The organism is Methylorubrum podarium, from assembly GCF_022179745.1.
GTDB classification, from domain to species: Bacteria; Pseudomonadota; Alphaproteobacteria; order Rhizobiales; family Beijerinckiaceae; genus Methylobacterium; species Methylobacterium podarium.
Genome location: NZ_BPRD01000020.1, coordinates 1 through 25,341, shown reverse-complemented (window position 1 = coordinate 25,341; position 25,341 = coordinate 1). Strand labels below are relative to the sequence as shown.

General features: G+C 69.1%; 22 protein-coding genes. 6 read left to right on the top strand and 16 right to left on the bottom strand.

Annotated features, from left to right (window positions below):
* Nucleotides 1–36 precede the first annotated feature (36 nt).
* The 6 genes from xoxJ to MFF42_RS01045 all read right to left on the bottom strand — a co-directional run bounded on the left by xoxJ (nt 37) and on the right by MFF42_RS01045 (nt 6,671).
* Nucleotides 37–891 (bottom strand): rare earth element methanol dehydrogenase accessory protein XoxJ, encoded by an 855-nt coding sequence (xoxJ, locus tag MFF42_RS01070; RefSeq protein WP_238253649.1) that lies wholly within the window; start codon nt 889–891, stop codon nt 37–39.
* The gene (gene xoxG, locus MFF42_RS01065) at nt 891–1,442 is read right to left on the bottom strand and encodes a methanol metabolism c-type cytochrome XoxG (protein ID WP_238253650.1); all 552 of its coding nucleotides are present in this window, start codon (nt 1,440–1,442) and stop codon (nt 891–893) included. Before xoxG ends, xoxJ begins: the two co-directional genes overlap by 1 nt.
* 191 nt (nt 1,443–1,633) lie before the next feature.
* Complete coding sequence (xoxF1, locus tag MFF42_RS01060; protein WP_238253648.1) at nt 1,634–3,439, bottom strand: lanthanide-dependent methanol dehydrogenase XoxF1; 1,806 nt, start codon at nt 3,437–3,439, stop codon at nt 1,634–1,636.
* A 708-nt stretch (nt 3,440–4,147) separates the two neighbouring features.
* On the bottom strand, nt 4,148–4,909 hold the full coding sequence (locus tag MFF42_RS01055; protein ID WP_238253647.1) for an ABC transporter ATP-binding protein: 762 nt from the start codon (nt 4,907–4,909) through the stop codon (nt 4,148–4,150).
* On the bottom strand, nt 4,890–5,624 hold the full coding sequence (locus MFF42_RS01050) for an ABC transporter permease (protein WP_238253646.1): 735 nt from the start codon (nt 5,622–5,624) through the stop codon (nt 4,890–4,892). Before MFF42_RS01050 ends, MFF42_RS01055 begins: the two co-directional genes overlap by 20 nt.
* 51 nt (nt 5,625–5,675) lie before the next feature.
* Nucleotides 5,676–6,671 carry an ABC transporter substrate-binding protein gene (locus MFF42_RS01045; protein WP_238253645.1) on the bottom strand — a complete coding sequence of 332 codons (996 nt, stop codon included), beginning with the start codon at nt 6,669–6,671 and terminating at the stop codon, nt 5,676–5,678.
* Nucleotides 6,672–6,955: 284 nt separating this feature from the next.
* On the opposite strand from MFF42_RS01045, the gene MFF42_RS01040 reads away from it, so the two are divergent.
* Nucleotides 6,956–7,333 (top strand): 4a-hydroxytetrahydrobiopterin dehydratase, encoded by a 378-nt coding sequence (locus tag MFF42_RS01040; protein ID WP_238253644.1) that lies wholly within the window; start codon nt 6,956–6,958, stop codon nt 7,331–7,333.
* A 113-nt stretch (nt 7,334–7,446) separates the two neighbouring features.
* Here MFF42_RS01040 and MFF42_RS01035 read toward each other — a convergent pair whose 3' ends face one another.
* Together MFF42_RS01035 and MFF42_RS01030 are read right to left on the bottom strand one after the other, a co-directional pair.
* Entirely contained in the window at nt 7,447–8,322 is an 876-nt protein-coding gene (locus MFF42_RS01035) for a dienelactone hydrolase family protein (protein ID WP_238253643.1), read from the bottom strand.
* A gap of 98 nt (nt 8,323–8,420) precedes the next feature.
* Nucleotides 8,421–9,353, bottom strand: a complete 933-nt coding sequence (locus MFF42_RS01030) for a LysR family transcriptional regulator (RefSeq protein WP_238253642.1) — start codon at nt 9,351–9,353, stop codon at nt 8,421–8,423.
* A 157-nt stretch (nt 9,354–9,510) separates the two neighbouring features.
* On the opposite strand from MFF42_RS01030, the gene MFF42_RS01025 reads away from it, so the two are divergent.
* Nucleotides 9,511–10,614: an NADH:flavin oxidoreductase gene (locus MFF42_RS01025; RefSeq protein WP_238253641.1), complete on the top strand. Its 1,104-nt coding sequence runs from the start codon at nt 9,511–9,513 to the stop codon at nt 10,612–10,614.
* Nucleotides 10,615–10,788: 174 nt separating this feature from the next.
* The gene (locus MFF42_RS01020; RefSeq protein WP_238253640.1) at nt 10,789–11,175 is read left to right on the top strand and encodes a RidA family protein; all 387 of its coding nucleotides are present in this window, start codon (nt 10,789–10,791) and stop codon (nt 11,173–11,175) included.
* A gap of 81 nt (nt 11,176–11,256) precedes the next feature.
* Here the strand turns inward: MFF42_RS01020 and MFF42_RS01015 are convergent, their stop codons facing one another.
* The 8 genes from MFF42_RS01015 to MFF42_RS00980 form a co-directional block, all read right to left on the bottom strand.
* On the bottom strand, nt 11,257–12,231 hold the full coding sequence (locus MFF42_RS01015; RefSeq protein WP_238253639.1) for an HpcH/HpaI aldolase/citrate lyase family protein: 975 nt from the start codon (nt 12,229–12,231) through the stop codon (nt 11,257–11,259).
* 126 nt (nt 12,232–12,357) lie between these two features.
* On the bottom strand, nt 12,358–15,126 hold the full coding sequence (locus MFF42_RS01010; RefSeq protein WP_238253638.1) for a phosphoenolpyruvate carboxylase: 2,769 nt from the start codon (nt 15,124–15,126) through the stop codon (nt 12,358–12,360).
* Nucleotides 15,127–15,332: 206 nt separating this feature from the next.
* Complete coding sequence (gene sucD, locus MFF42_RS01005; RefSeq protein WP_238253637.1) at nt 15,333–16,223, bottom strand: succinate--CoA ligase subunit alpha; 891 nt, start codon at nt 16,221–16,223, stop codon at nt 15,333–15,335.
* A 22-nt stretch (nt 16,224–16,245) separates the two neighbouring features.
* Nucleotides 16,246–17,418, bottom strand: coding sequence for a malate--CoA ligase subunit beta (locus tag MFF42_RS01000; protein ID WP_238253636.1), 1,173 nt, complete (start codon nt 17,416–17,418; stop codon nt 16,246–16,248).
* Between the two features lie 428 nt (nt 17,419–17,846).
* Entirely contained in the window at nt 17,847–18,473 is a 627-nt protein-coding gene (fchA, locus tag MFF42_RS00995; protein WP_238253635.1) for a methenyltetrahydrofolate cyclohydrolase, read from the bottom strand.
* Nucleotides 18,474–18,550: 77 nt separating this feature from the next.
* Complete coding sequence (locus MFF42_RS00990) at nt 18,551–19,417, bottom strand: NADP-dependent methylenetetrahydromethanopterin/methylenetetrahydrofolate dehydrogenase (protein WP_238253634.1); 867 nt, start codon at nt 19,415–19,417, stop codon at nt 18,551–18,553.
* Nucleotides 19,418–19,652: 235 nt separating this feature from the next.
* On the bottom strand, nt 19,653–20,597 hold the full coding sequence (locus MFF42_RS00985; RefSeq protein WP_238253633.1) for a D-2-hydroxyacid dehydrogenase: 945 nt from the start codon (nt 20,595–20,597) through the stop codon (nt 19,653–19,655).
* 165 nt (nt 20,598–20,762) lie between these two features.
* Nucleotides 20,763–21,971 (bottom strand): aminotransferase class V-fold PLP-dependent enzyme, encoded by a 1,209-nt coding sequence (locus tag MFF42_RS00980; protein ID WP_238253632.1) that lies wholly within the window; start codon nt 21,969–21,971, stop codon nt 20,763–20,765.
* A gap of 662 nt (nt 21,972–22,633) precedes the next feature.
* On the opposite strand from MFF42_RS00980, the gene MFF42_RS00975 reads away from it, so the two are divergent.
* The 3 genes from MFF42_RS00975 (at nt 22,634) to rnhB (ending at nt 25,300) form a co-directional block, all read left to right on the top strand.
* A complete protein-coding gene (locus MFF42_RS00975; RefSeq protein ID WP_238253631.1) occupies nt 22,634–23,446 on the top strand; it encodes a UDP-2,3-diacylglucosamine diphosphatase in 813 nt (270 codons plus the stop codon).
* A gap of 52 nt (nt 23,447–23,498) precedes the next feature.
* Nucleotides 23,499–24,563: a glycosyltransferase family 4 protein gene (locus MFF42_RS00970; RefSeq protein WP_238253630.1), complete on the top strand. Its 1,065-nt coding sequence runs from the start codon at nt 23,499–23,501 to the stop codon at nt 24,561–24,563.
* 86 nt (nt 24,564–24,649) lie between these two features.
* Nucleotides 24,650–25,300, top strand: coding sequence for a ribonuclease HII (gene rnhB / locus MFF42_RS00965; RefSeq protein WP_238253629.1), 651 nt, complete (start codon nt 24,650–24,652; stop codon nt 25,298–25,300).
* The last annotated feature ends 41 nt before the right edge of the window (nt 25,301–25,341 follow it).

Below are 25,341 nucleotides of genomic sequence, written 5' to 3'. Positions count from 1 at the left end.
CGAAGGGAAGACCGAAGCGATCAAACGGATGCCGTATCACGGCTCCGCCGCACCGAGAGGCTTGTTCTCTTCCTCCGCCAGCAGCGGCACCTCGTAGTCCCGCAGCACCTTCTCGATATCGGCCTTGCGCTTGCGCAGCACGGTGTTGAGGGTGCGCTTCCAGTCGTTCTCGTTCTGGCGGACGCCCATCGAGACCCGGAAGGTCAAGGGAGGCCGCGTCGGCTCGCTGAGGAGCGGCACCACATCCATCGGCACGCCGCTCTGCTTGGCCAGCCAGCCCGCGGCCGGTCCCCAGAGGATCGCCACGTCGATCTTCTTCTCGGCAAGGTCGGCGATCACCCCGGCGGCGACCGTCTGATGCTTGCGCTCGGATCCGAAGGCGTAGGGCGCGTAGGCGTGGATCCGTTCGCCGACGAGCTTCAGCTCGCTCAGGCGGTTGGTGGGCGGCGTGCCGGCGATGATGCCGATCTGCCGGTCCTTCAAGCGCGGATCGTCGAGGCTCTTGATGTCCGGCATCTCGCCCTGGCGCGAGACGAGGACGTAGGCCGACCGATAATAGGGATTGGTCGGCTGAACGATCTCGCCGCCCGAGGTGCCGATGATCAGGTCGCACAGGCCGGTGCCGAGGGTGTTGCGGACGAAGCCGGGCCCTTGGGTCAGCCAGTAGTAGCGCAGCTTGACCTTCAGTTCGTCGGCGACGATCTGCGCGATCTTGTTCTCGAAGCCGTCACCCTTGCGCTCGGAGAAGGGCATGTTGCCGGGATCGCTGCAGACGCGCAGCACATCCTGCGTGACCATGTCCGGCAGGTGCTGCGCCTGCGCGGGCCGCGCCCCTGCGGAGAGCAGGAGCGCGGCGGCGGCAAGGGCGCCGAGAGGGCTTGAGCGGGTCATCAGCCGCCCAGGCACTCCTTCTCGGCCGTCTTGGCGGCTTCGGGCTTCTCTTCCTTCTCGCCCGGACGCGCGCGACCCCAGGCACCGGAGGCGCGGGCGCGCAGGTACACGTAGAGGTCGTTGGCGTAGCACATGACGTTCTTGTTATCGCCGAAGGCGGGCATCACCTGGTTGGCGGTGTTGCTCACGTCCTGCTTGCCGCCGGCGAGGATGCCGTAGAACTCCTCGTAGGAGAGGATCTTCAGCGAATCCTTGAGAGCGGGGGCGTAGGTCGAGCCCATGCCGTCCGGCCCGTGGCAGACGTGGCACTCGGCGTGGTACCGGCGGTACCCGGAATAGGTGTACCAATCGACCTTCTTGCCGTCGTTGGTGATGTGGAAGGTCGGGTGACCATCCTTGTCGAGGTACTTGCCGTCCTCGTCCTTCACCGCCGTGGCGGCCTTGAGCACCTTCTCGTCGAGATCCTTGGCGTTCGGATCGAGCTTGTTGGCGAGTTCCGGCTTGGCGTCCTGTGCGAGGACGGCGGTCGCGGTCGGGACCGCTCCGAGCAGGGCCGCGCCGATGAGACCTAGAACAGCGGTTCTTTTTATAGAAGACAACGACGTTTCTCCCGAGACCGTATGTTGCACCGCAGCATAATTCGTGCGGCTACGAGGCAGGCCGTACAGCATAATCATAGAATCATAAAGATGCCGGCGCGATTTCCCGCGCCGGCATCCTTAGGCTCAGTGTCGCAAGCGACTTAGTTGTTCGGCAGAGCGAACACGGTCAGCTGGCCACCCAGGTTGGTGTAGCTCGACAGGGCCGCGTAGCCGCCCACCGCGCCGAGACCGGCGTTCGGGTCGGTCAGACCGGCCGCGAGGCCGATGCCCGCCCAGCCGCCGACGCCCGACAGGACGCCCACGTACTGCTTGCCCTTGTGCTCGTAGGTCATCACGTTGCCGATGATGCCCGACGGGGTCTTGAACTTGTAGAGTTCCTTACCCGACTTCGAGTCGACCGCCTTCAGGTAGCCTTCCAGCGTGCCGTAGAAGACCACGTCGCCGGCGGTGGCCAGCGCGCCGCCCCAGGCCGAGAACTGCTCGGGGTTCGACCACTTGATCTTACCGTTCACGCCGTCCCAGGCGATGAAGTTACCCATGCCGCCGTGCGAGCCGGGGGCCGGGTACATCGAGAGGGTCGCACCGACATAGGGCTGGCCCGGGGTGTAGGTCACCCGGAACGGCTCGTAGTCCATGCAGACGTGGTTGGTGGGCACGTAGAAGAGCTGCGTCTTGGGCGAGTAGGCCGCCGGCTGCTGGTCCTTGGAACCGAGCGCCGCCGGGCAGATGCCCTTCGAGTTCACGTCTTCGCCGTTCTGCTCGGTCGAGTACTTCGACACGACCAGCGGACGGCCGTAGGTCTTGGACCCCTTGTCCATGTCGACCTTGGTGGCCCAGTTCACGACCGGATCGTACTTCTCGGCGACGAGGAGTTCGCCGGTGGCGCGATCGAGCGTGTAGCCGAAGCCGTTACGGTCGAAGTGCGTCAGGAGCGGACGATCCTTGCCGTCGATCTTCTGATCCGTGAGGATCATCTCGTTGATGCCGTCGTAGTCCCACTCGTCGTGCGGGGTCATCTGGTAGACCCACTTGGCCATGCCGGTGTCCGGGTTACGCGCCCAGATCGTCATGGACCACTTGTTGTCGCCCGGACGCTGCTTCGGGTTCCAGGTCGAGGGGTTGCCCGAGCCGTAGTACATCAGGTCGAGCTTGGGATCGTAGGAGAACCAGCCCCAGGTGCAGCCGCCGCCGGTCTTCCACTGATCGCCTTCCCAGGTCTTCAGCGAGGAGTCCTTGCCGACCGGCTTGCCGAGAGAGGTGGTCTTCTCGGGATCCATGATCATGTCGGCGTCGGGGCCCTGCGAGTGGCCGCGCCACACCTTCTTGCCCGTCTTCAGGTCGTAGGCGGTGACGTGGCAGTTCACGCCGAACTCGCCGCCGGAGATGCCGACGATGACCTTGTCCTTCACCGGGAGAACGGTGGCGGTGTTGGTCTCACCCTTGGACGGGTCGCCGTTCTTGACCGACCAGTTGACCTTGCCGGACTTGGCGTCGAGCGACACGAGCGTGGTGTCAGCCTGGTGCAGGAGGATCGCGCCATCGGCATAGGCCAGACCACGGTTGACCGTGTCGCAGCACATCACCGGGATCACCGACGGATCCTGCTTGGGCTCGTACTTCCACACGATCTTGGCGCCCTGGTCGAGGTCCAGCGCGTAGACGATGTTCGGGAAGGGCGTGTGGACGTACATGATGTTGCCGACGACGAGCGGGGAGCCCTCGTGGCCGCGCAGAACGCCGGTCGAGAAGGTCCAGGCGACCTGGAGGTTCTTGACGTTGTTGGCGTTGATCTGGTCGAGCTTGGAATAACGGGTGTTGGCGTAGTCGACGGTCTGAAGAACCTGCTCCGCCGGGTTGGCGATGCCCTTCATGACGCTTTCGTTGGCCAGGGCCGGGCTCGCAGCAGCGAGACCCGCACCGAGGGCGAGAAGATGTACCGCTCTCATGGATTCCTCCGACAAGTCTTACCCGCGGCCGGATAGCAGCCCGCTACCCGCCGTTGATTGACCTGCTGTTTGCGACAGGGATCGTATTCGCTCCGGCAGCTCGCGATCACTCGCCTTCGGATCCGAGAAAATCTCGTTCTTTCGGCAGCTTACGCGGCTGGTTCCGCATCCCCGAGCGGCCCCCTCAAAACCGAAGCTTGAACGAACTCTAAGAAAATTTCCGGCGCCGTCAACTCGCTTTCGCGCGTGGAATGTCGCAGCTGCCACAGGCTTTATCAGGAAACTTTCTTATTAAAACGAGATTTTTGCGCCGCACAATTTGATGCGCAGCGCACACTTCTCAAGTTTAATTTGTCGAGTTGGTGGGCAATGTCGTCGGCTTGAATGCGCCTGCCGCATGAAGGGACACTCACGACGCTCCCTGCATGCACGGAGAGCACTTTAATTCCTGACTCCACCCCCGTCTGGAGGAAGATCCTATACCGCGCCGCAAAAGCGATCCTGCTTCCGCAGGGACACTTTGCCGGACATCGACCACCCGCGGGGGCACCGGGCGGCCGGGAAATTTTTGCACGCGCCCATGCCGCTTATCCTTAAGGACAGGCGTCCGATCGAGAGACTGCCTCCAGAGAGACGAGGGCGGAGCCGGATTCCGGCACGATCCGCCGGCACGGACTCGTAGCGGACGCGATTCTCTCGGGCGTGATTCTACTGAGCGACGATACCGGGGAACCGCGCGGCCAGGCCGCGGCGGGTCGCGTCGGCCCAGGCCCGGTCCCGCTCCGGGCGCGGCCGGTCGAGGGGGAGGTTCGCGAGGAGATGCGCCGGCCGGGGCGAGACCAGCAGGAGCCGGTCGGCGATCTCGATCGCCTCGGCCACGTTGTGCGTGACCATCAGCACGCTCGTGCCGGAGCGGGCCACCGCCGCGACCACCAGGGCGCGCAGGGAGGCGGCCGCCGCGTCGTCGAGCGAGACGAAGGGCTCGTCGAGAACGAGGATGCGTGGCTCCAGCGCCAGCGCCCGCGCCAGGGCGACCCGGCGCTGCATCCCGAGCGACAGCGCGCCGGGATAATGCGCGCGCCAGGGCGCGAGCCCGAGCGACTCGAATAGGTCGTCGAGGTCGCGCGTCCGCCGCTCGCGCGGCAGGCCGAGCCGCACGTTCTGCTCGATGGTGCGCCAGGGCAGCAGGCGCGGATCCTGGAACACCATGGCGATGCCGGCCTGCGACGGCTCGGGCGTCACGCTGCCCTCGAAGTCGCGGTCGAGGCCGAGCAGGATGCGCAGGGTGGTGGTCTTGCCCGCGCCCGACGGTCCGATCAGGCAGGTGATCTCGCCGGCGTGAAGGTCGAAGGCGAGGCCGCACACCGCCTCGACCGCCTCGGTGCGCGCCTTGCGATACACCTTGCGGTCCACGCGCACCGTCAGGAGCGGCGCGGGTCCGGTGACCGTCTCAGCGCCAGCGGCGGACATGGGCGTCGAGGGGCTGGAGGAGGAAGGCGTCGATGGCGAGCATCACGCTCATGAAGACGAGGCTGTAGCCGATCACCGCGGTGACGTCGAAGAGGGTGAAGTAGTAGTTGATGGCGAACCCGACCCCGTTCGGGCGCCCGAGCAGTTCCACCACCAGCACGATCTTCCAGGCGAGCGAGATGCCCGACCGCGCCGCCGCCACCATGAAGGGCTGCAGCTGCGGCAGCAGCACGTGGGCGATCCAGGTGCGGCGGTCGAAGCGGTAGGTCGTCGCCATCTCCTCCAGGCCCGGATCGAGGCCGCGCGCCCCCTCGCGCATGATGACCGCGACGTTGGGCAGCTTGTTGAGCGCCACCGCGACGATGGCCGCGGTCTCGGTGAGCCCGAGCCAGACATAGGCCAGCACCGTGATGACGAGGGCCGGCGTGTTGAGGACGACGAGGAGCGGCGTGTCGAGCAGTCGGTCGGCGAGGCGCGAGCGGCCGAGGGCGATGCCGAGCAGCACGCCCAGGCTCATGGCGATCACGAAAGAGACCGCCACCCGGGCAAGCGTGACGCCGACATTGAAGAAGAGGCTCCCGGCCTCCGCCTCGCGCAGGACGAAGGCGAGCACCGCGCTCGGCGCCGGCAGGGTCCGCACGTCGGCGTAGACGGAGATGCCCTGCCAGAGGGCGAGGAGGACGCCGAGGGAGAGGAGGCGCGCGAGCAGGGCCATGCGGAGGGTCAATGGACCGGAACCGGGACCGAAGCCGTCATCGCGCCGCCGTCAGCCGTTGCCCGCGGCGTCGAGATAGAGGTCCGGCGGCAGGCTCTTGCCGGCACCGAGGAGCTGGGCCCCCGCGAGCCGGTCGAGCGCCGCGTAGATGCGCTCGCCGTCCGCGCGCTCCGCCGCGATGGGCCGGCGCGGGATGCCGGCGAGGAAGTCGCGCTTGAGGGTGGCGAAGGTGGCGTCGTCCTCCGCCGCCATGAGCGGGCGGACCGTCTCCCACAGGGCCGGCTCGTTGGCCAGAGCGTCCTTGGCGGCGACGGAGGCCCGGGCGAAGCCCCGCACCACCTCGCCCCGGTCGGCCACGGTGTGGCCCTCGTAGAGGTAGCCGATCAGCGAGACGGCGCCCTTGGCGCCGAAGGCCCGCATCACGTCGTCGGCGGAGATCAGCCGCTTGAAGCCCTTGGCTTCGAGGCGGGCGCAGAACTGCCAGTAGAGCAGGGCCGCGTCGAGTTCGCCGCTCTCCAGCTTCTGCGCCAGCAGGGGCGGCGCGCCGTAGGCGATCTGCGCGGCGTTGGCGAGGTCGAGCCCCGCCGTCTCCTGCGCCTGCGCCTTCAGCAGGATCCAGTTCTTGTCGAGCGCCCCGCCGGCCACCCCGAGCCGCTTGCCGGCGAGCCCCTTGAGATCGCTGATCGGGCTGCCCGCCGGCACCATCAGCGCGCCTTCCGTAGTCGAGTAGGGCGAGAAGCGCACGCCGCGGCCCTCGTTGCCGAGGCGGGCGGCGAAGATCAGGTCGCCGACGATCGCGTCCACCTGGCCGCCGAGGAAGGCGATGCGGGCGGCATCGTTGCCGGCGAGCTTGACGATGTCGAGGGTGAAGCCGTTGGCCGCGTCGAAGCCCCGCGCCTTGATGACCGCGGCCTCCCAGGAGGCGGTGCCGAAGGGCAGCACGCCGAGCCGGAAGGTCTCGCCCGCCGCCCGCGCGCGGCGAACCGCCGGCAGCGCCGCCGCGAGCGACAGGGCCGCCGTCGCGAGCATTCCGCGCCGTGACAGCATGGGCGTCCTCATGAAGTGTCGGTCAGGCCGTCCCGCCGGTTCGAAGGCGAGCGTTTCTGTTGAAATTTTTAATAGGGACTCGCTCCCGCCCCGTCCACAGCCGCTCCCGGCGTTTCCGCTGCGACATGCGGGCCCGCGCCCGGCGCCCGCCTCCGCGGGCTCAGGCTTTCGCGCCGCGAAGCCGCTCACGCGGCTTCGCGCGATGGCCGCGCGTCTTCTTGATCCCGGCTTGCACCGCCGCCCGTCCCGACGCAGGCTTCCGCCCGATCCCGTGGGAGGCGACGATGGCACAGACACGCGAGGGCGTCCTCGACGACGCGACGGTGGAGCGGCGGCTCAAGGAGGAGCTTCCGGGGTGGCGGCTGGAGGACGGCTGGATCCGCCGAACCTACAAGACCGCCTCGTGGAAGAGCACGCTGATGGTGATCAACACGGTGGGCCACCTGGCCGAGGCCGCGTGGCACCACCCGGACCTCACCGCCTCCTACGCCTGGGTCGAGGTGCGGCTGATGAACCACGCCGCCAAGGGCATCACCGAGAAGGATTTCGCCCTGGCGAAGAAGATCGAGGAGGTGGTGGGCTGGCAGCCGGGCGCCGAGGGCGGCGCGCTGGAGGGCACGCCGAGCGATCCGCGCTTCGCCTACATCAAGTACGAGAAGTGATACCGCTTCCGGTCCATTCCTCTTGTGCCGCTTCCCGTCATCCCGGGTTCCGCAACGCGACCCCGGGATGACGGTGGTGGGGTCCGGACCAAGGCGATCCGCCGGAACCGCGATCAGGCCACGCCGTGCTGCCGGAACCAGTCCTGCAACCGCTTCCAGCCCTCCTGCGCCGGCTCGGCCCGGTAGCTCGGGCGATAGTCGGCGTGGAAGGCGTGCGGCGCGTCCGGGAAGACGACGAAGTCGCAGGTCTTGGCCGCCGCCCGGCAGGCCTCCTTCATCCGGTCGATCGTGGCGACGGGAATGCCCTGGTCGGCCCCGCCGTAGAGGCCGAGCACCGGCGCCTTGAGCTCGGCGGCGACATCGACGGGATGTTTCGGCATCAGGGCCGAGCCGTCGCCGACGAGGCGCCCGTACCAAGCGACGCCCGCCTTCACGCCGGGATTGTGCGCGGCGTAGAGCCAGGTGATGCGCCCGCCCCAGCAGAAGCCGGTGATGCCGAGGCGGCCCGTATCGGCCTTACCCGTCCCCTTGGCGTAGGCGACCGCCGCGTCGAGGTCGCTCATGACCTGGGCGTCGGGCACCTTGGAGACGACCTCGCTCACGATCTGCTGGATGTTCGTCAGCTTCGAGACATCGCCCTGCCGGGCGTAGAGCTCGGGCGCCAGGGCGAAGTAGCCGAGCTTGGCCAGGCGGCGGCACACGTCCTTGATGTGCTCGTGGACGCCGAAGATCTCCTGCACGACCAGAATCGTCGGGAAGGGACCGCCCTCGGCCGGCATCGCCCGGTAGGCCGGGATCTCGCCGTCCTGCGTCGGGATCTTCACCTCGCCGGCGGTCAGGCCGTCCGTGCCGGTGGTGATGGTGGTCTGCGCCGCGACGGGCTGCACCGCGAGGGCGAAGCCGGTGGCGAGGCTGGTGGCGATCACCGTGCGGCGGGAGAGAGTCGTCTGAGCCGCGAGGCTCCGCAGGTCGGCGTCGAAAGCGGTCATGCGCGCCTCTGGAGGTTCGAGAACGTCGAGCGGGCCGGAGCCCGACGGCAGAGTTAGCAGCGCATCGGCAAAAGGCGATGACGGCCGCTGCCTGACGCTCAGCCCACCTCCGCAGCGGGCGGACGATTCGCGCCGGCCGGTTCGGCCACGGTCGGGGTCCGGCTCAGCTCGGCCCTCAGCGCGTCGAGGAAGTGGCGCACCCGCGCCGGCCGGTGCTGCCGCGACGGGAGGACGGCCCAGATCGCGAGCCGTTCCGGTTCGGCGTCGGACAGGCTCAGCGCGACCAGGGTTTCCTCGGCGAGGTCCTGAGCCACGTCCCAGTAGGTGAGTAGCGCGAGGCCCGCCCCGGCGAGGCAGGCTTCGCGCACGGCATCGACGCTGTTGGCCGCCAGACGTCCCCCGACGCGCCTGGCGAGAGGTTTCCCGTCCCGGGTGAACGGCCACGCCTCCATCGCGTGCAGCGTCAGGCAGGCGTGGCCGTCGAGGTCCGCCAGGCGCGCCGGGCGCCCGTGGACGGCCAGGTAGCCCGGGGCGGCGCAGAGGATGCGTGGGTTGTCGGCCAAGCGGACGGCGACGAGGTCCGACGCCTGCAGGGTGGCCACCCGCAGCGCGACGTCGATCCCCGAGGCCACGATATCGACGATGCGGTCGCTGAGCGTCAGATCCACCTGCAGCAGCGGGTTCTCGGCCATCAGGCGCACCGCCAGGGGCACGACCAGCGCCCGCCCGATCCGGTTGGGCGCGGTCACCCGCAGGACGCCGCTCAAGCCTTCGTGCCGCTCGACGAAGGCCGCCGCGGCGGCCTCCCGCGCTGCGATCATGGTCCGGGCGAAGGGGAGGAAAGTCTCGCCGTCCGCCGTCAGGGCGACGGCCCGGGTCGTGCGATGCAGGAGGCGGACGCCGAGTTCCGCCTCCAGCGCGGCGAGGCGGCGGCTGACCGCCATCGGCGAATGCCCCGACGCGCGCCCGGCGGCCGAGAGGCTGCCGGTCGTGACGATCGAGCAGAACAGGGCGACGTCGGCGAGATCCATCGGCATATCATGGGGCGATAAGATCCTTATCGTCCAGCCGCGCTACCGCGCTCCGACGCCCGCCGCTACCTCGAGCCCACCCCATCGCGGCAGACAGGGCGCTCCCCGCCGAACCGGTCCTTTCGATCGACAGGCGAGCGCCGAAGCGGAGTCCGACATGAGCACGCGCCCCGACGGCGTCTTCACGCCCATCGATATAAACAACCTCACGCTCCGCAACCGCCTGGCGGTCGCGCCGATGACCCGCGTGAGCGCGGCCGAGAACGGGACCGCGACGGCGGAGATGGCGCGCTACTACGAGCGCTTCGCCCGCGGCGGCTTCGGCCTGCTGATCACCGAGGGCCTCTACACCGACCGGGCCTTCGCTCAGGGCTACCGCCATCAGCCCGGCCTCACCGACGCGGCGCAGGCGCTCGCCTGGCGCCCGGTGGTCGAGGCCGCCCACCGCCACGGCGCGCGCATCGTCGCGCAGCTGATGCATGCGGGCGCGCTCAGCCAGGGCAACCGTTTTCGCGACGCCACCGTCGGCCCCTCGGCGGTCCGGCCCCGGGGCCAGCAGATGGCGTTCTACTATGGGCAAGGCCCCTATCCGACGCCGCGCGCCATGACGGAGGCGGAGATCGCCGACGCCGTCCAAGGCTTCGCCGACGCGGCCGAGCGGGCCATCGCCACCGCCGGGTTCGACGGAATCGAGATCCACGGCGCGAACGGCTACCTCATCGACCAGTTCCTGACGGAGTCCACCAACCGGCGCACGGACCGCTGGGGCGGCGACACGTCCCGGCGCACCGCCTTCCTCGTCGCGGTGCTGCGGGCGGTGCGGGAGAGGGTCGGCGGACGGGTGCCGGTCGGCGTCCGGATCTCGCAGGGCAAGGTCAACGACTTCGCCCACACATGGGCCGGGGGCGAGCGGGACGCCGAGGCGATCTTCGACGCCGTCGCCGAGGCCGGCGCGGACACCATCCACGTCACCGAGCACGAGGCCTGGAAGCCCGCCTTCGAGGGCGGCCGTGACAGCCTCGTCGCCCTCGCGCGCCGGTTCGCGCCCGATCTGCGCCTGATCGCCAACGGCGGCCTCCACGATCCGGCGCGGGCGCAGGCGGTCCTGGAGGCCGGGGCCGACCTCGTGGCCCTCGGCAAGGGCGCACTCGCCAACCCGGATTTCCCCGAGCGCATCCGGGCCGCGCGGGCAGTGGCGGCGTTCGATCCCGCGCTGCTGGGGCCGATCGCCAACATCAAGCCGAGCGAGCTGGCCGCCTGATCACATTTCCGATCGATCCCTTCGGTGCCGCCGCTTTCCGTCATCCCGGGGCCGCGCAGCGGAACCCGGAATGACGGTGGTGGGGTCGAATCGAACCAATCAGCAGGGAACCCGCGTGAGGCGCAATTCCACGGATGCCGACACGCGGATCGAACGCGCAGAAGGAGCAAGACGATGCTGGAACGAGTGGTCACCGAGCCCGACAATTACGCGCCCTTTCTGCTCTCGCAGGGCATCCGCTACGGCAACCTCGTCTTCATTTCCGGTCAGGCGGGTGCGGGCGACGACGGCCGGATCGTCGAGGGCGGTTTCCGGGTCCAGGGCGAACAGGCCTTCGCCAACCTGCGCCGCGCCCTGGAAGCCGGCGGGTCGAGCCTGAAGGACGTGATCAAGGTGACGATCTTCGTCACCGACATGGGTCATTTCGCGGACGTGGTCGAGCTGCGCCGAAAATTCTTCTCGGCCCCCTACCCCGCCGACACGATCGCGGAGGTGAAGGCGCTCTACGATCCCGCGGCGATGATCGAGATCGAAGCGATCGCGGCCGTGCGCGACGCGTGACGCCGCCACGGTCGAGCCTGAGCGTTCCGCAAAAGAGAATGGCCGGGCGAACCCGGCCATCCTCCGTCGAACTCCAAAAAATTACTTCCCGCCCATCGCGTCGGCCTTCTGGATCAGCGCTTCGGCCATGCGGATCGAGGCGATGTCGATGAGGCGGCCGTCGAGCGAGACGGCGCCGCGGCCGGCCTTGGCGGCCTCTTCCATGGCTTCCAGGATGCGGCGGGCCTTGGTGACCTCGGCCTCGGAGGGGGTGAAGACCTCGTTGGCGAGATCGATCTGCGAGGGGTGGATCGCCCACTTGCCCTCGAAGCCGAGGGCGGCGCAGCGGCGGGCCGCCGAGGTGTAGCCGTCCGGATCGGAGAAGTCGCCGAACGGGCCGTCGATCGGGCGCAGGCCGTAGGCGCGGCAGGCCACCAGCATGCGGTTCTGGGCGAACAGCCACGGGTCCTGCCAGTGGGTCTGGCGGTTGCCCGCCTCGTCCTTGTCGGTGAGCACCGAGTAGTCGGGGTTCACGCCGCCGATCACCGTGGAGCGGGCGCGGGTGGAGGCGGCGTAGTCGGCGACGCCGAAGGACATCGCCTCGAGGCGCTTCGAGGAGGTCGCGATCGCCTCGACATTGGCCATGCCGAGCGCGGTCTCGATCAGGATCTCGAAGCCGATCTTCTTCTCGCGCTTCTTGGCCTGCTCGATCTGCGTCACCAGCACGTCGATGGCGTAGACGTCGGCCGGCACGCCGACCTTCGGGATCAGGATCATGTCGAGGCGCGGGCAGGCCTCCACGATATCGACGACGTCGCGGTACATGTAGTGGGTGTCGAGACCGTTGATGCGGATCATCATGGTCTTGTTGCCCCAATCCAGGTCGTTGAGCGCCTGGATGATGTTGGTGCGCGCCTTCTCCTTGTCGTCGGGCGCGACCGCGTCCTCGAGGTCGAGGAAGATCACGTCGGCCTTCGAGGCGGCCGACTTCTCCATGAAGGTCGGGTTCGAGCCGGGAACCGCGAGTTCCGAGCGGTGCAGGCGGGGCGTCGCCTGTTGAATCAGGGTGAAGCTCATCGTGGTTCCTCCGTTCTCCGAGACCGTCGTGTTGTGTGCGCGGTCACCTGCGTGCCGCGCTTCTATCTCGCGCGCCCGGTCCGGCCGTCCAGCCGGGTCCGCGACACGTCGCCGAGATTGTATGCATTATCCAGTCGCGCCGAAGCCGACGGCGATGCAGTTGATGGAGAGGAGCAGGGCGGACTTCACCGCCTCGCGCTTGTCCTCGTCGGTTTCGCTGCGGTAGCGGCGCAGCAGCTCGACCTGCTCGCGGCTGACCTGGTTGATGGTCGGCAACCGGCCCCGCAGGCGCTCGCTGAACTGCGGGAAGCGCTGGGCGAGTTCGCCGTCGCCGGAGACGCGCAGCACCATCGCGCGGGTGAGCGCGTATTCCTGCTCGATCATGCCGAAGATGCGCGCGCGGATTCCCTCGTCCTCGACGAGGCCGGCATAGTCGCGGGCGATCTCCAGATCGACCATCATCAGCGTCTTCTCGACCTCGTCGAGGACGAGGCGGAACACCCGGCATTCCCGGAACATGCGCCGCAGCAGGGCCTCGCCCTGTTCCCCGCGCACGTCGATGAAGCTCTTGAGCCCCGAGCCGACGCCGTACCAGCCGGTGATGACGTGCCGGTTCTGCGACCACGCGAACACCCAGGGGATCGCGCGCAGGTCGGAGAGCGACTTGGCGCCGAAGCGGCGCGCCGGCCGCGAGCCGATGTTGAGGAGCGATATCTCGTCGAGCGGGCTCGCCGCCTGGAAGTAATCGACGAGGCCCTCGGCCTGGAGCAGGTTGACGTAGGCCGCCCGCGAGGCGCCCGACAGCGCCTCCAGTGCGTCGTCGAGTTCGGCGCGCGAGCCGTTGCCGTTCCCCTCCGAGAGCAGGGCGTGCTCGAAGACGGAGGCCGCCAGCAGCTCCATCTGGTAGGCCGCCGTGCCGCGGTTGGCGTACTTGAACGAGACGACCTCGCCCTGCTCGGTGATGCGGAAGCGGCCCTGGATCGAGCCGGGCGGCTGGGCGGCGATGCCGCGATGGGTCGGCACGCCGCCGCGGCTGACCGAGCCGCCGCGGCCGTGGAAGAAGGCGATCGGCACGCCGAGATGGTTGCCGAGCACGGTGAGCCGCACCTGCGCCTTGTAGAGCTCCCAGTTCGAGGCGATGAAGCCGCCGTCCTTGTTGGAATCGGAGTAGCCGATCATCACCTCCTGCACCCCGCCCTGCCAGCGGGTGGAGCGCCGCACCACGGGGATGCCGAGCAGCTCCTTCATGATGGCGGGCGCGGCGCGCAGGTCGTCGATCGTCTCGAACAGCGGCACGATCGGCAGGGGGCAGATCTCGGTGCCGGTGGCGTCGAGGAAGATGCCCGCCTCCTTGGCGAGCAGGTAGGCGCCGAGCACGTCGACGGTGGAGCGCGTCATCGACAGGATGAAGGCGCCGAAGGCCTCGCGGTCGAGGGTGTCGCGCATCTCGCCCACCAGCGCGAAGGTGGCGAGCGTCTCCCGCGCGTCGTCCGGCAGCCGGTCGGCGAAATCCTCGAAGGCGGTCTCCGGGTTGCGCGGCCGGGCGAGTTCGGTGAGCAGCCACTCCTTCCAGGCCGGCGAATCGAGTTCCGGCGGCTCGCGGTCGCCGTTGCGGAGCTTCCACAGGGCGTGCAGCGTCTTGGTCGTGCGCGTCGAATTCTCACGCAGATCCAGGCGGACGGTTGAGAACCGAAAGATCTCGACCATGCGGCGCACGGGGCGCACGATGTCGGTGGCGAGCGCGCCACACTTGGCGTCGGCCAGCCCCTTTTCCAGGATGCGCAGGTCGTTGATGAGCCCGTCCGCGCTCGGATAGTCGGGCCCGACCGAGCGGGCGCCCTTGTTGCGGGCGATCGTCGCTTCGAGCTTGCGCAGCACGCAGGACAGGAACTGGCGGTAGGCCTCGCCGGGGTTGCGGTTGGCGATCGCCCGGCCGTCGCCCGACTCGGCGAGCAGGCTCGCGAGTTCGCTGCGGAAGGTCTCGGGCACCGGCAGCGAGCGCTCGGTGATCGAGAGAACCCGGCCGAGATGGGTGATGCCGTCGCGGTAGCGGCGGAGCGAGGCCAGCGCGTTGCGCTGCAGCGTCTCGCGGGTCACGCTGGCGGTGACGTAGGGGTTGCCGTCGCGGTCGCCGCCGATCCAGCTTCCGAACTGGAAGAAGGGCGGCACCTCGAAGGTCTCGTCGGGATAGTACTGCGCGAGGCTCTCCTCCAGCGAGACCATCACCTCCGGCAGCATCTCGAACAGGGTCTCGTCGAAGAAGTGCAGGCCCCAGGCGACCTCGCGCTCGACGGTGGCCTTCTCCAGGTGCAGCTCGCCGGTCATCCAGATCAGCTCGATCTGGTCGCGCAGCTCGTTCATCAGGCCGTTGCGCTCGCGCTCGGTCCAGCGCGGCAGCTCCAGCTCGCGCAGCACGAGGTAGATCCGGCGCAGCTTCTCCAGCACCGTCACGCGCTTGCCCTCGGTGGGATGCGCGGTGATGGTCGGGCGGATGCGCAGGTCCTTGAGCAGCGCGTGGATCTGCTGCGGACCGATGCCGCGGGCGGAGGCTTCCGCCAGCACCTTGGCGAAGGAGCCGTTGAGCGCCGCCCGGCCCTGGTCGCGCTCGACGTGGCGGCGGCGGCGCATGGCCCCGTTCTGCTCGGCGATCGAGACGAGTTGGAACCAGATGCCCTGCACCTGCAGCGCGCGGGCCAGCATCTCGGGGGTGAAGGAGGAGATGTCGGCGCGGCCGTGCAGCACGTCCTCCAGCTCGGGATCGTGGCGGCGGGCCACGTCGAGGAGGGCGCGGAACAGGATGTCGAGGGCGTCCTCGGTCGCCGTGCCGGTGATGACCGGCGGCGCGAAGGTCGAGTCGGTCGCGGCTGACGGCCGGGCGTGCAGCGTCTTGGTCATGGGATCCCCCCTGGCGAGGTTCTTCTGTCGGACTCCCGTGGGCGGGCCTCGCGGGACGGTGGATCACTGCGATCCACGGGGCGCTCTCCTCCCCCTTGCGGGGAGGAGGGAGGAGGTGGGGGTGGCTCAGGATGGAGCGTCGGCGGTGCCTTCTGCTCGACCCCCACCCCTGACCCCTCCCCGCAAGGGGGAGGGGACGCGCGAGGTCACGCCGCGCGGGCGAGCACGTCGGCGACGGTGCGGCCGAAGGAGCCCGGATCGGGCGCGACCGTCAGGCCGTAGGACTTCATGATCTCGGCCTTCTCCGCGGCGCTGTCGCCGGTCGCCGAGATGATCGCGCCGGCATGGCCCATGCGGCGGCCCTTCGGGGCGGTGAGGCCCGCCACGAACCCGATCACGGGCTTCGAAAAGTTCTCCTTGATCCAGGCCGAGGCCTCGGCCTCCTGCGGGCCGCCGATCTCGCCGATCATCAGCACGGCCTCCGTCTCCGGATCCTGCTCGAACAGGGCGAGGTGGTCGAGGAAGGAGGAGCCGTTGATCGGGTCGCCGCCGATGCCGACCGAGGTCGAGATGCCGATCCCGAGTTCCTTCATCTGCGCCGCGGCCTCGTAGCCGAGGGTGCCGGAGCGCGAGATCACGCCGACCTTGCCGGGCAGGTAGATGTGGCCGGGCATGATGCCGAGCATCGACTTGCCCGGCGAGATGATGCCGGCGCAGTTCGGGCCGACCACCATCGTGCGCTTCTCCTTCGGATAGCGCCGCAGGTAGCGCTTCACCCGCATCATGTCCTGGGCGGGGATGCCGTCGGTGATCGAGCAGACGAGCTTCAGGCCGGCATCGGCCGCCTCCATGATCGCGTCCGCCGCGAAGGGAGGCGCCACGAAGGTGATCGAGGTGGTGGCGCCGGTGGCGGCGACCGCCTCCTTGACGGTGTTGAACACCGGCACGCCGCAATGGGTCTTGCCGCCCTTGCCGGGGGTGACGCCGCCGACGACGTTGGAGCCGTAGGCGATCATCTCCTTGGCGTGGAAGGTGCCCTTGTCGCCCGTGATGCCCTGGACGAGGATCGGGGTTGTCTCGTCGATGAGAATGCTCATGGCGTGATTCCTCCCTCCTTCGTCAGTGCTTGGCGCCGTGGCAGGCCTCGACGGCCTTGCGCGCGGCTTCCGTCAGGGTGCCGGCGGTGATGAGGTCGAGCCCGCTCTCGGCGAGGATCTTCTGGCCCTCCTCGACATTCGTGCCGGCGAGCCGCACCACCAGGGGCACGTCGATCTTCACCTCGCGGGCGGCCTTCACCACGCCCTCCGCGACCCAGTCGCAGCGATTGATGCCGGCGAAGATGTTGACGAGGATCGCCTTCACGTTGCGGTCCGACAGGACCAGGCGGAAGGCCGTGGCGACGCGGTCCGGCGAGGCGCCGCCGCCCACGTCCAGGAAGTTCGCCGGCTCACCGCCCGCGTGCTTGATCATGTCCATGGTCGCCATGGCGAGCCCGGCGCCGTTGACGATGCAGCCGATCTCGCCGTCGAGGCCGATATAGCTGAGATTGTGCTCGGCGGCCTGGGCCTCGCGGGGGTCCCCCTGCGACGGGTCGTGCATGTCCGCGATGTTGCGGCGGCGGAACAGGGCGTTGTCGTCGAAGGACATCTTGGCGTCGAGCGCCAGCACCCGGTCGTCCTTGGTGACGACGAGCGGGTTGATCTCCAGCATGGTGCCGTCGCAGTCGCGGAACGCCCGGTAGGCGTTCATGATGGTCTTCACCGCGGCCGAGACCTGCTTGATGTTGAGGCCGAGTTGGAACGCGATCTCGCGGGCCTGGAACTGCTGCAGGCCGACCGCCGGCTCGACCACCACCTGGATCAGCGCCTCCGGCTCCTTGGCGGCGATCTCCTCGATATCCATGCCGCCGCGCTGGGAGGCGATGACCCGGACGCGCTCGGCCTTCCGGTCGAGGACGTAGCCGAGATAGAGCTCGCGCTCGAACGGGTCGGCGGTCTCGACGTAGACGCGCTGGACCGGCTTGCCGTCGGGACCGGTCTGGAGGGTGACGAGGCGCTTGCCCAGCAGGTCGCGGGCAGCGTCGCGGACCTCGTTGTAGGTGCGGCAGAGCTTGATTCCGCCGGCCTTGCCGCGGGCGCCGGCATGGATCTGGGCCTTCACCGCCCAGAACGAGCCGCCGAGTTCGGTCGCGGCGTAGACCGCCTGATCCGGGCTGAAGGCCACGGCGCCCTTCGGCACGGCGACTCCGAAGCTCGCGAGCAGCTCCTTGGCTTGGTACTCGTGAACGTCCATCGAGACCTCCTTGGCGTTTCCGTCGTTCTTGTTGGGCCAACCTTCGCGGAAAAATTACTTTTCGGGAAGCGGGTCAGCTCTCAATTTTTTCTTCTCTTACACTTCAGTTTGCTTGCCCGTCAGAGACTTAGCGGACTTCTAAAGTGGAGACGACAGGCCCCCGGCCGTACGCGCGGCCCGGCAATGTTGGTCCGACTCGCCCCCTCGTCCCGACGTCCCGGAGCCAAGCGTAGGCCTCGCTCGAGAATCCTGCGAGGCCGCTTGCCGGCACCCCGGGATCAGGTTCGGAATCGAGAGACGACCACACGCTGTAATTGCGAAGCGGGGCCGAAGCAATCCGGCCCGCGACCTGCTCGGACGGGGTCGTGCCCCCGGATCGCTTCGCGTTCGCGCGCCATGACGGTGGAGGGCGCGAACCGCCTCCGGCCTCAGCTCACCTTGGCCTTCACCGTCTCGTAGACCCGCTCGTTGAGCGCGCCGGCCTCCGCCAGCAGGGTCTCCAGCTCCTTCAGCCGCTCGTCGGCGAAGGCGCGGTCGTCCAGGCCCTTGGCGTTGACGTAGACGTTGAGCGCGGCCGAGCGCAGGCCGGCATAGGCCGAGAGCACCGCGACGCCGGCATCGGAGATGACGTTGAGATTGCCCTTCTCTGCAACGATCTCGGCCAGATCGATCACCTCGCGGCAGACGCGGCAGCAGGCGAGCGGCACGTCGGTCGCGGTCTTGAGGGCTTCCTGGATCCTGGCGGCGCGGGCGGCCTTCTCCTCGTCGGTGTTCTTCGGCAGCCCGTAGGCGCCCATCACCGCGTCGAAGGCTTCCACGTCGTCGGCGATCATGCCGGTGAGCGTGCGGCGCAGGGCTTCCGACTTCTCCAGCACCTGCTTCAGGTCGGCCTCGACCTCGACGTACTTCTTCTTGCCGATGGTGAGGTTGCAGACCATCGAGACCAGGGCCGCGCCCATGGCGCCGGAGATCGCGGCGGCCCCGCCGCCGCCGGGGGTCGGGGCCGAACTCGCCAGACCGTCGAGGAATGTTTCGATCGTCTCGTTGCCGGCCATGGGTTCCTCCCCTCGTGATTCTTGCTTGTGCCGGGCAGCACCGGCGATGCCGGCGCTGCCCGGTCGTCCCTGCGTGGTCAGGCCATTTCCTTGGCCAGCTTGTAGATCTCTTCCGCGTCGAAGACGCCCTCGCTCGACTCGAACAGCTTGGCGATGCAGGCCCGGTGCAGCTTGAGCTTCAGCCCGCCGATGCCGAGCGCACCGAAGGCGCGCTTGCCGCCGTACTCCTTGCCCTTGTCGGTCGCGTCGATCCCGCCGATGCCGAGCGGCGGCTGGGCGTTGTAGTCGGCCACGATCTCGATCGAGGCCTCGTTCTGCCACGTCGCCTGCGGCAGCAATTCGAGGCCGATCGCGCCGGCGGTGAAGACGAGATGGGCGCCCTTCACCACCTCGGAGCGCGAGGCGTCGTCCGGGGTCTCGGCCGCGGTGACGTTGACCTTGAAGCGCTTGTTCACGGAATCGGCCGCGGCCTGGGCCTTGTCGAGCTTGCGCCCGCACAGCACGACCTCGGCCCCCTCGAGGGCGAGGAGCGCGGCGGAGCGCATCCCGACGGGGCCGGTGCCCGCGAGCACCACGGCCTTCTTGCCCGTCACCGTGCCGCCCGCCGCCTTGACGACGAGCGCCACGCCCGCGGCGGCGGTCGTGTTGGAGCCGTTCGAATCCAGCATGCAGGAGACGCGGAACGGGCCGAAGAAGCGCTTCTTCACCGCGGTGAAGACCCGCTCGCCGGCCGCCATGTCGCCGCCGCCGACGAAGATCGCCGTCGACTGCTTCTCCTTGCCGCCGCGGGTGTAGATCGTGCCGTCGACATAGGCGCCGACGTTGTCGGGCGTGACGTTGCCGTAGCCGGTGATGTGGTCGGCACCGCCGTCATAGCCGACGACGACGTCGAACACGCTCGGCGTGGGATCGGTGTCGAACTGGAAGAGCAGCTTCTTGGACATGGTTCCTCTGAGAGTCGGTGTCCGCGCGAGGCGCGGAGCGCTTCCTTGAGTGGCACCGAGGCCACCGATTCAAATCGTCATTCCGGGGCGCTGACAAGCGAACCCGGAATCCACCCGTGATGCGGCGACGAGCACCGATCCGCCGTGCCGCGCCGTGGATGGCACGCCTCCGGCGGGCCCCTTCGGGCCCGGGTTCCGCTGCGCGGCCCCGGAATGACGACCGGGGTGGTTGGCCTTACGCCTCGACGACGTTCTGCGGCTTGCCCGCGACGAAGGCCTCGACGTTGTCCACGAGCTGGTCGGCGAGGATCTGCATCGCTTCCTTGCTCGCCCAGGCCACGTGCGGGGTGACGATCAGGTTCGGGAGATCCGCCTCGCAGAGGATGTTGCCGTCCTTCGGCGGCTCCTGGGCCACCACGTCGAAGCCGGCGCCGCCGATGGTGCCGTCCTTGAGCGCCTGGAGCAGGGCCGCCTCGTCCACGAGCCCGCCGCGGGCGGTGTTGATGAGGATCGCCGAGCGCTTCATCTTCTTGAGCTGCTCGGCCCCGATCATGTTCTTCGTGTCGGGAGTGAGCGGCACGTGGAGCGTGATGACGTCGGACTGGGTGAGGATCGTGTCGAGATCCACCAGCCCGTCCTGCGGGAACACGTCGTAGGCCAGCACCTTCATGCCGAGGGCTTCCGCCCGCTTGGCGATCGACTTGCCGAGCGCGCCGTAGCCGATGATCCCGAGCGTCGAGCCGGCGATGTCGTAGATCGGGTAGTCGAAGTAGCAGAACTGGGTCGACTTGTTCCAATCACCCCGGCGCACGGAGTTGGCGTAGGGCACGATCGCGCGGCGGAGCGCGAACATCAGGCCGACCACGTGCTCGGGCACGGTGTTGAAGGCGTAGTTGCGGATGTTGACGACCGTGACCCCTTGCGCCTTGGCGGCGGCCTTGTCGACGACGTCCGTGCCGGTGGCGGCCACCGCGATCAGCTTCAGGTCGGGAAGCTGCTTCAGCGTGTCGGCCCGCATCGGCACCTTGTTGATGATCGCGATCTCGGCGCCCTGAAGGCGCTCCACGATCTCCTCCGGCGTCCAGGTCGACTCGTATTCCTTGTACTCGTGCGGGAAGTTGAATTCGCGCACGGTCGCGTCGAGCGACTCGCGATCGAGGAAGACGACTTTCTTTGTCATTCTGGACCCCTTCCGGATCGACCGGCGGGCGTGACGCCGGCCCCGTTTCCTCACCTGTCTCGAAGCGTCTCCCGCGCAGCGGCCGGCAGGCCGGACGCCGGGCGGGGCGCCTTTCTCTACTTAGCGGAAGCGGCGCCGTTGGAACCGGCGCCGCTCACCAAAATATCAGGACTTCGAGAGGGGGTTCTCGCGCAGGTAGCTGGAGGCCGCGGCCACGCCCGAGCCCGGCGTCACCTTCACGCCGTTGTCGAGGAGCGACATCTCGGCACCGGCGATCGCGCCGAGCAGCGACAGCTCGTTGAGATCGCCGACGTGGCCGATGCGGAACACCTTGCCCGCGACCTGGGACAGGCCGGCGCCGAGCGCGAGGTTGTAGCGCACGTAGGCGTGCTTGATGATCTTGGCCGCGTCCACACCCTCGGGCGCCAGGATGGCGGTGACGGTGTCGGAGTTCCACTCCGGCGACTTGGCGCAGGTCTTCAGGCCCCAGGCCGCGACGGCCTGGCGGGTCGCCTCGCCGAGCACGGCGTGGCGGTGATAGACGTTCTCCAGCCCTTCCTCGAACAGGCAGGCGAGCGCCTCGCGCAGGCCGTAGAGCAGCGGCAGCGGCGGGGTGTAGGGGAAGTAGCCGGTCGGGTTCTGCTTCTTGTGGTCTTCCCAGTCGAAGTAGACGCGGGCGAGCCGGTCGTTGCGGCCGGACGAGCCCTCGGCGGCCTTGAGCGCCTTCTGGCTGACGCAGATCACGCCGAGGCCGGCGGGCAGCATCAGGCCCTTCTGCGAGCCGGCGATGGCGCAGTCGACCTTCCACTCGTCGGCGTAGAACGGCAGCGAGCCGATCGAGGACACGCCGTCGACGAACAGCATGGCCGGGTGGCCGGCGGCGTCGATCGCCTTGCGCACGGCGCCGATGTTCGAGGTCACGCCGGTCGCGGTCTCGTTATGGACCACCATGACGGCCTTGATCTCGTGCCCCTTGTCGGCGCGCAGGACCTCCTCGATCTTCTCGGGCTTGGCGCCGGTGCCCCACTCCTCCTCCTGGACGATGACGTCCAGGCCGAGGCGCTGGGCCATGTCGATCCAGAGGTGGCTGAACTGGCCGTAGCGGGAGGTCAGCACCTTGTCGCCGCGGGCGAGCGTGTTGGTCAGCGCCGATTCCCAGATGCCGGTGCCGGAGGCCGGGAACAGGAAGATCGTGCCGTCGGTCGAGCCGAACACCTTCTTGGTGTCCTCGAACAGCGGCTTCGTCAGCGACGGGAAGTCGACCGAGCGGTGGTCCTCGGACTGCACCATCATGGCGCGCATCACCCGGTCCGGGATGTTGGTCGGGCCGGGAACGAACAGGTGGTTGCGTCCCGGACGTCTCGTTGCCGCCATGAAAGTTTCCTCCAATCAAGTCGTTCTGGGCGGGCCGGCCCTTCGCGGCCGCGCTCCCGCCCGATCCTGGTAGCGGGTGCGAGCCCGCCGCGAAACGTCCTCAGTCCCGCCGCAAAGCCGCGCGCAAAGGGCCTCGCGCGGGCCGGGACCATACCACCGTGATGTCGGATCGTTGATCATCCCGGAGCGGCGAGCCGGCCGTCGGGCCGCCCGCGTCGCGGCGCGTGCAGCCACGCCGGTCGCCTCCAGAGGACCGAACCCTCGATGCGTCAGCCCAGCGCCGCATTGAAGCGCGCTCCTGCTGATTGTCCAGCGCTCCCATCCGTCGCGGCCATCCCCGTACCCCTGCCCGCACCTCTGCCGGGTGCCGTTGCGCAAGCGCGAGGCACGCGCGGCGGATGACCTTGGCCGCCGTTATGCCCCCCCTGCCTGGGAATGGAAAACGGAAAAAACTGAATTGAAAAACAAAAAGATTTTCGCATGCGCGGGCCGCGGGCGGGGTCTGCGGCGGGCCGGGGCCGGACCGGTGGCCGGCCCCCCCGGGCAACGGTCCGGACGCTCGGTGCCGGCAGGATGATGCGTGGTGCCGTCATCAAACTGAGATCGGAATGCGATTTGGCTCTTCCCCGTCGCGATGCGGTTGTGTGGAGCCGGAGGCGCCCGTGTCCCAAGATCCGGAATCGACCATCCGCGTTCGGACGCTGTTCCTGTCCGACCTTCACCTCGGCACGAAGGGCTGCCAGGCGGCCCTGCTGCTCGATTTCCTGCGCGACGTCGATGCCGATACGATCTACCTCGTCGGCGACATCGTCGACGGATGGCAGCTCCGTTCGGGCTGGTACTGGCCGCAGGCGCACAACGACGTGGTGCAGAAGCTGCTGCGCAAGGTGCGCAAGGGCGCCCACGTCGTCTACGTGCCCGGCAACCACGACGAGTTCCTGCGCGACTATATCGGCATGACCTTCGGCGGCATCGAGATCGCCGACAGCCGGGTCCACGTGGCGGCCGACGGCAAGCGCTACCTCGTCATCCACGGCGACCAGTTCGACATGGTGGTGCGCCACTCCAAGTGGCTCGCGCATCTGGGCGATTGGGCCTACACCACGGCGCTCACCATCAACACCGTGGTCAACCGCGTGCGCCGCCGCCTCGGGCTCGCCTACTGGTCGCTCTCGGCCTGGGCCAAGCTCAAGGTGAAGAACGCGGTCAACTTCATCGGCCAGTTCGAGACCTTCCTCGCGAGCGAGGCCCGGCGCCAGGGGGCGGACGGGGTGATCTGCGGCCATATCCACCACGCCGCCCACCGCGAGGTCGAGGGCCTGACCTACCTCAACACCGGCGACTGGGTGGAATCCTGCACCGGCATCGTCGAGCACTACGACGGCCGCATGGAAGTGCTGCACTACCCGACCATGCTGCGCGAGCGCCGCGCCGCGGACAGCTTCGAACCCGAGATCCGCCGCGCCGTCGCCTGAGCCGAGCGACGGGATCTCCCTGAGGCTGCCATGAGGCTGGGATGAGGCTGGGATGAGGCTGCTGCTCGCGACCGATGCGTGGCACCCGCAGGTCAACGGCGTGGTCCGCTCCGTGGAGCGCATGGCCGAGGCCGCCGCCGGCCTCGGCGTCGAGCCGCTGATGCTGACCCCGGCGGACTTCGCCTCCCTGCCGATGCCGGGCTATTCCGAGATCCGGCTCTCCCTCGTCACCCGGCGGCGGGTGCTGTCCCGCTGGGAGCGGCTCGCGCCGACCCACGTGCACATCGCCACCGAAGGCCCGATCGGCCACGCGGTGCGCGCCGCCTGCCTGTCGCGGGGTCAGGCCTTCACCACGAGCTACCACACCCGCTTTCCCGAATACCTCGCCGCCCGCGCGCCGGTGCCGGAGGCCTGGAGCTACGCGTGGCTGCGCCGCTTCCACGCGGCGGCGAGCGGCACCATGGTCAGCACGCCCTCCCTGGAGCGCGAGCTGGCGGGGCGCGGCTTCACGAACCTGATGCGCTGGACGCGGGGCGTCGACACCGATCTGTTCCGCCCCCGCGACGAGAACGTCTTCCCCGACCTGCCGCGCCCGATCTTCCTCTCGGTCGGGCGGCTGGCGGTCGAAAAAAACCTCGCCGCCTTCCTCGCCCTCGACCTGCCGGGCTCCAAGGTCGTGGTCGGCGACGGGCCGGACCGGGCCCGGCTCCAGGCGCTGGCGCCCGACGCGCATTTCCTCGGCGCCCTCACCGGCGAGGCGCTGGCGCGGGTCTACGCGAGCGCGGACGCCTTCGTCTTCCCGAGCCTGACCGACACCTTCGGCATCGTGCTGCTCGAAGCCCTGGCCTCGGGCCTGCCGGTGGCGGCGTTCCCGGTCACCGGCCCCCTCGACGTCATCGGCGGCACCGGCGCGGGCGCCCTCGACGGGGACCTGCGCGCGGCCGCCTTGGCGGCGCTCACGATCCCGCGGGCGCGCTGCCGGGCGGAGGCGCTGCGCTACACCTGGGCCGAGAGCGCGCGCCAGTTCTACGACAACATCGCGACCGCGCACGCGGTGGGGCCGGTCCGGCGCTCCGCCGGACGCCCGAGCGCCGCCGCTCTCGCCCGCCCCGGCTGATCCTCGTCCCGGCGCGGAGCGTTTTGTCCGCCAATTTTCACCCCGGCCGGGATGACCGGCGGGGGCGGGAATGCGAAGATCGGCGCATGGCGCCCCGACCGAAATCCGAAAAAGCGATCCGCCCGTTCGATCCCGCGCTGGCGGCGCGCTACCCGGCGGTGATCGGCTGCGACGAGGTCGGGCGCGGCGCTCTGTGCGGGCCGGTGATGGTGGCCGCGATCTGGTTCGATCCCCTCGCCTTCCCGCCCGAGATCCTGGCCCGGCTCGACGACAGCAAGCGCCTCGACCGCGCCGCGCGCGAGGCGCTGACGCCGCTGATCCGGGCGCATGCGCGGGTCTCCCTCGCGGCGGGCTCGCGGGCGCTGGTGGACCGGGTGAACGTGCGGGCCGCGACCCTCGACGCCATGCGCCGGGCGGTGGCGGGTCTCGGCCTCGACGCGACCGTGCTGGTGGACGGGCGCGACGCGATCCCCGGCCTGACCCAGCCCTGCCGGGCGGTGGTCGGCGGCGACCGCCTCGTGCCGCAGATCGCCGCCGCCTCCATCGTCGCCAAGACGTTTCGCGACGCGCTGATGCGTCGGCTGGCGCTGCGCCATCCGGCCTATGCCTGGGAGCGCAACGCCGGCTACGGCACCGCCGCCCACCTCGCCGGCCTGATCGCGCGGGGCCGCAGCCCGCATCACCGGGTGAGCTTCACGGGGCGGTTCGAGGCCGCGGGCGTCGCCCCGACCGTGTGATCCGGTTTCCGGTTGATCGCTTCGGTCAGGGCTGTCCCCTC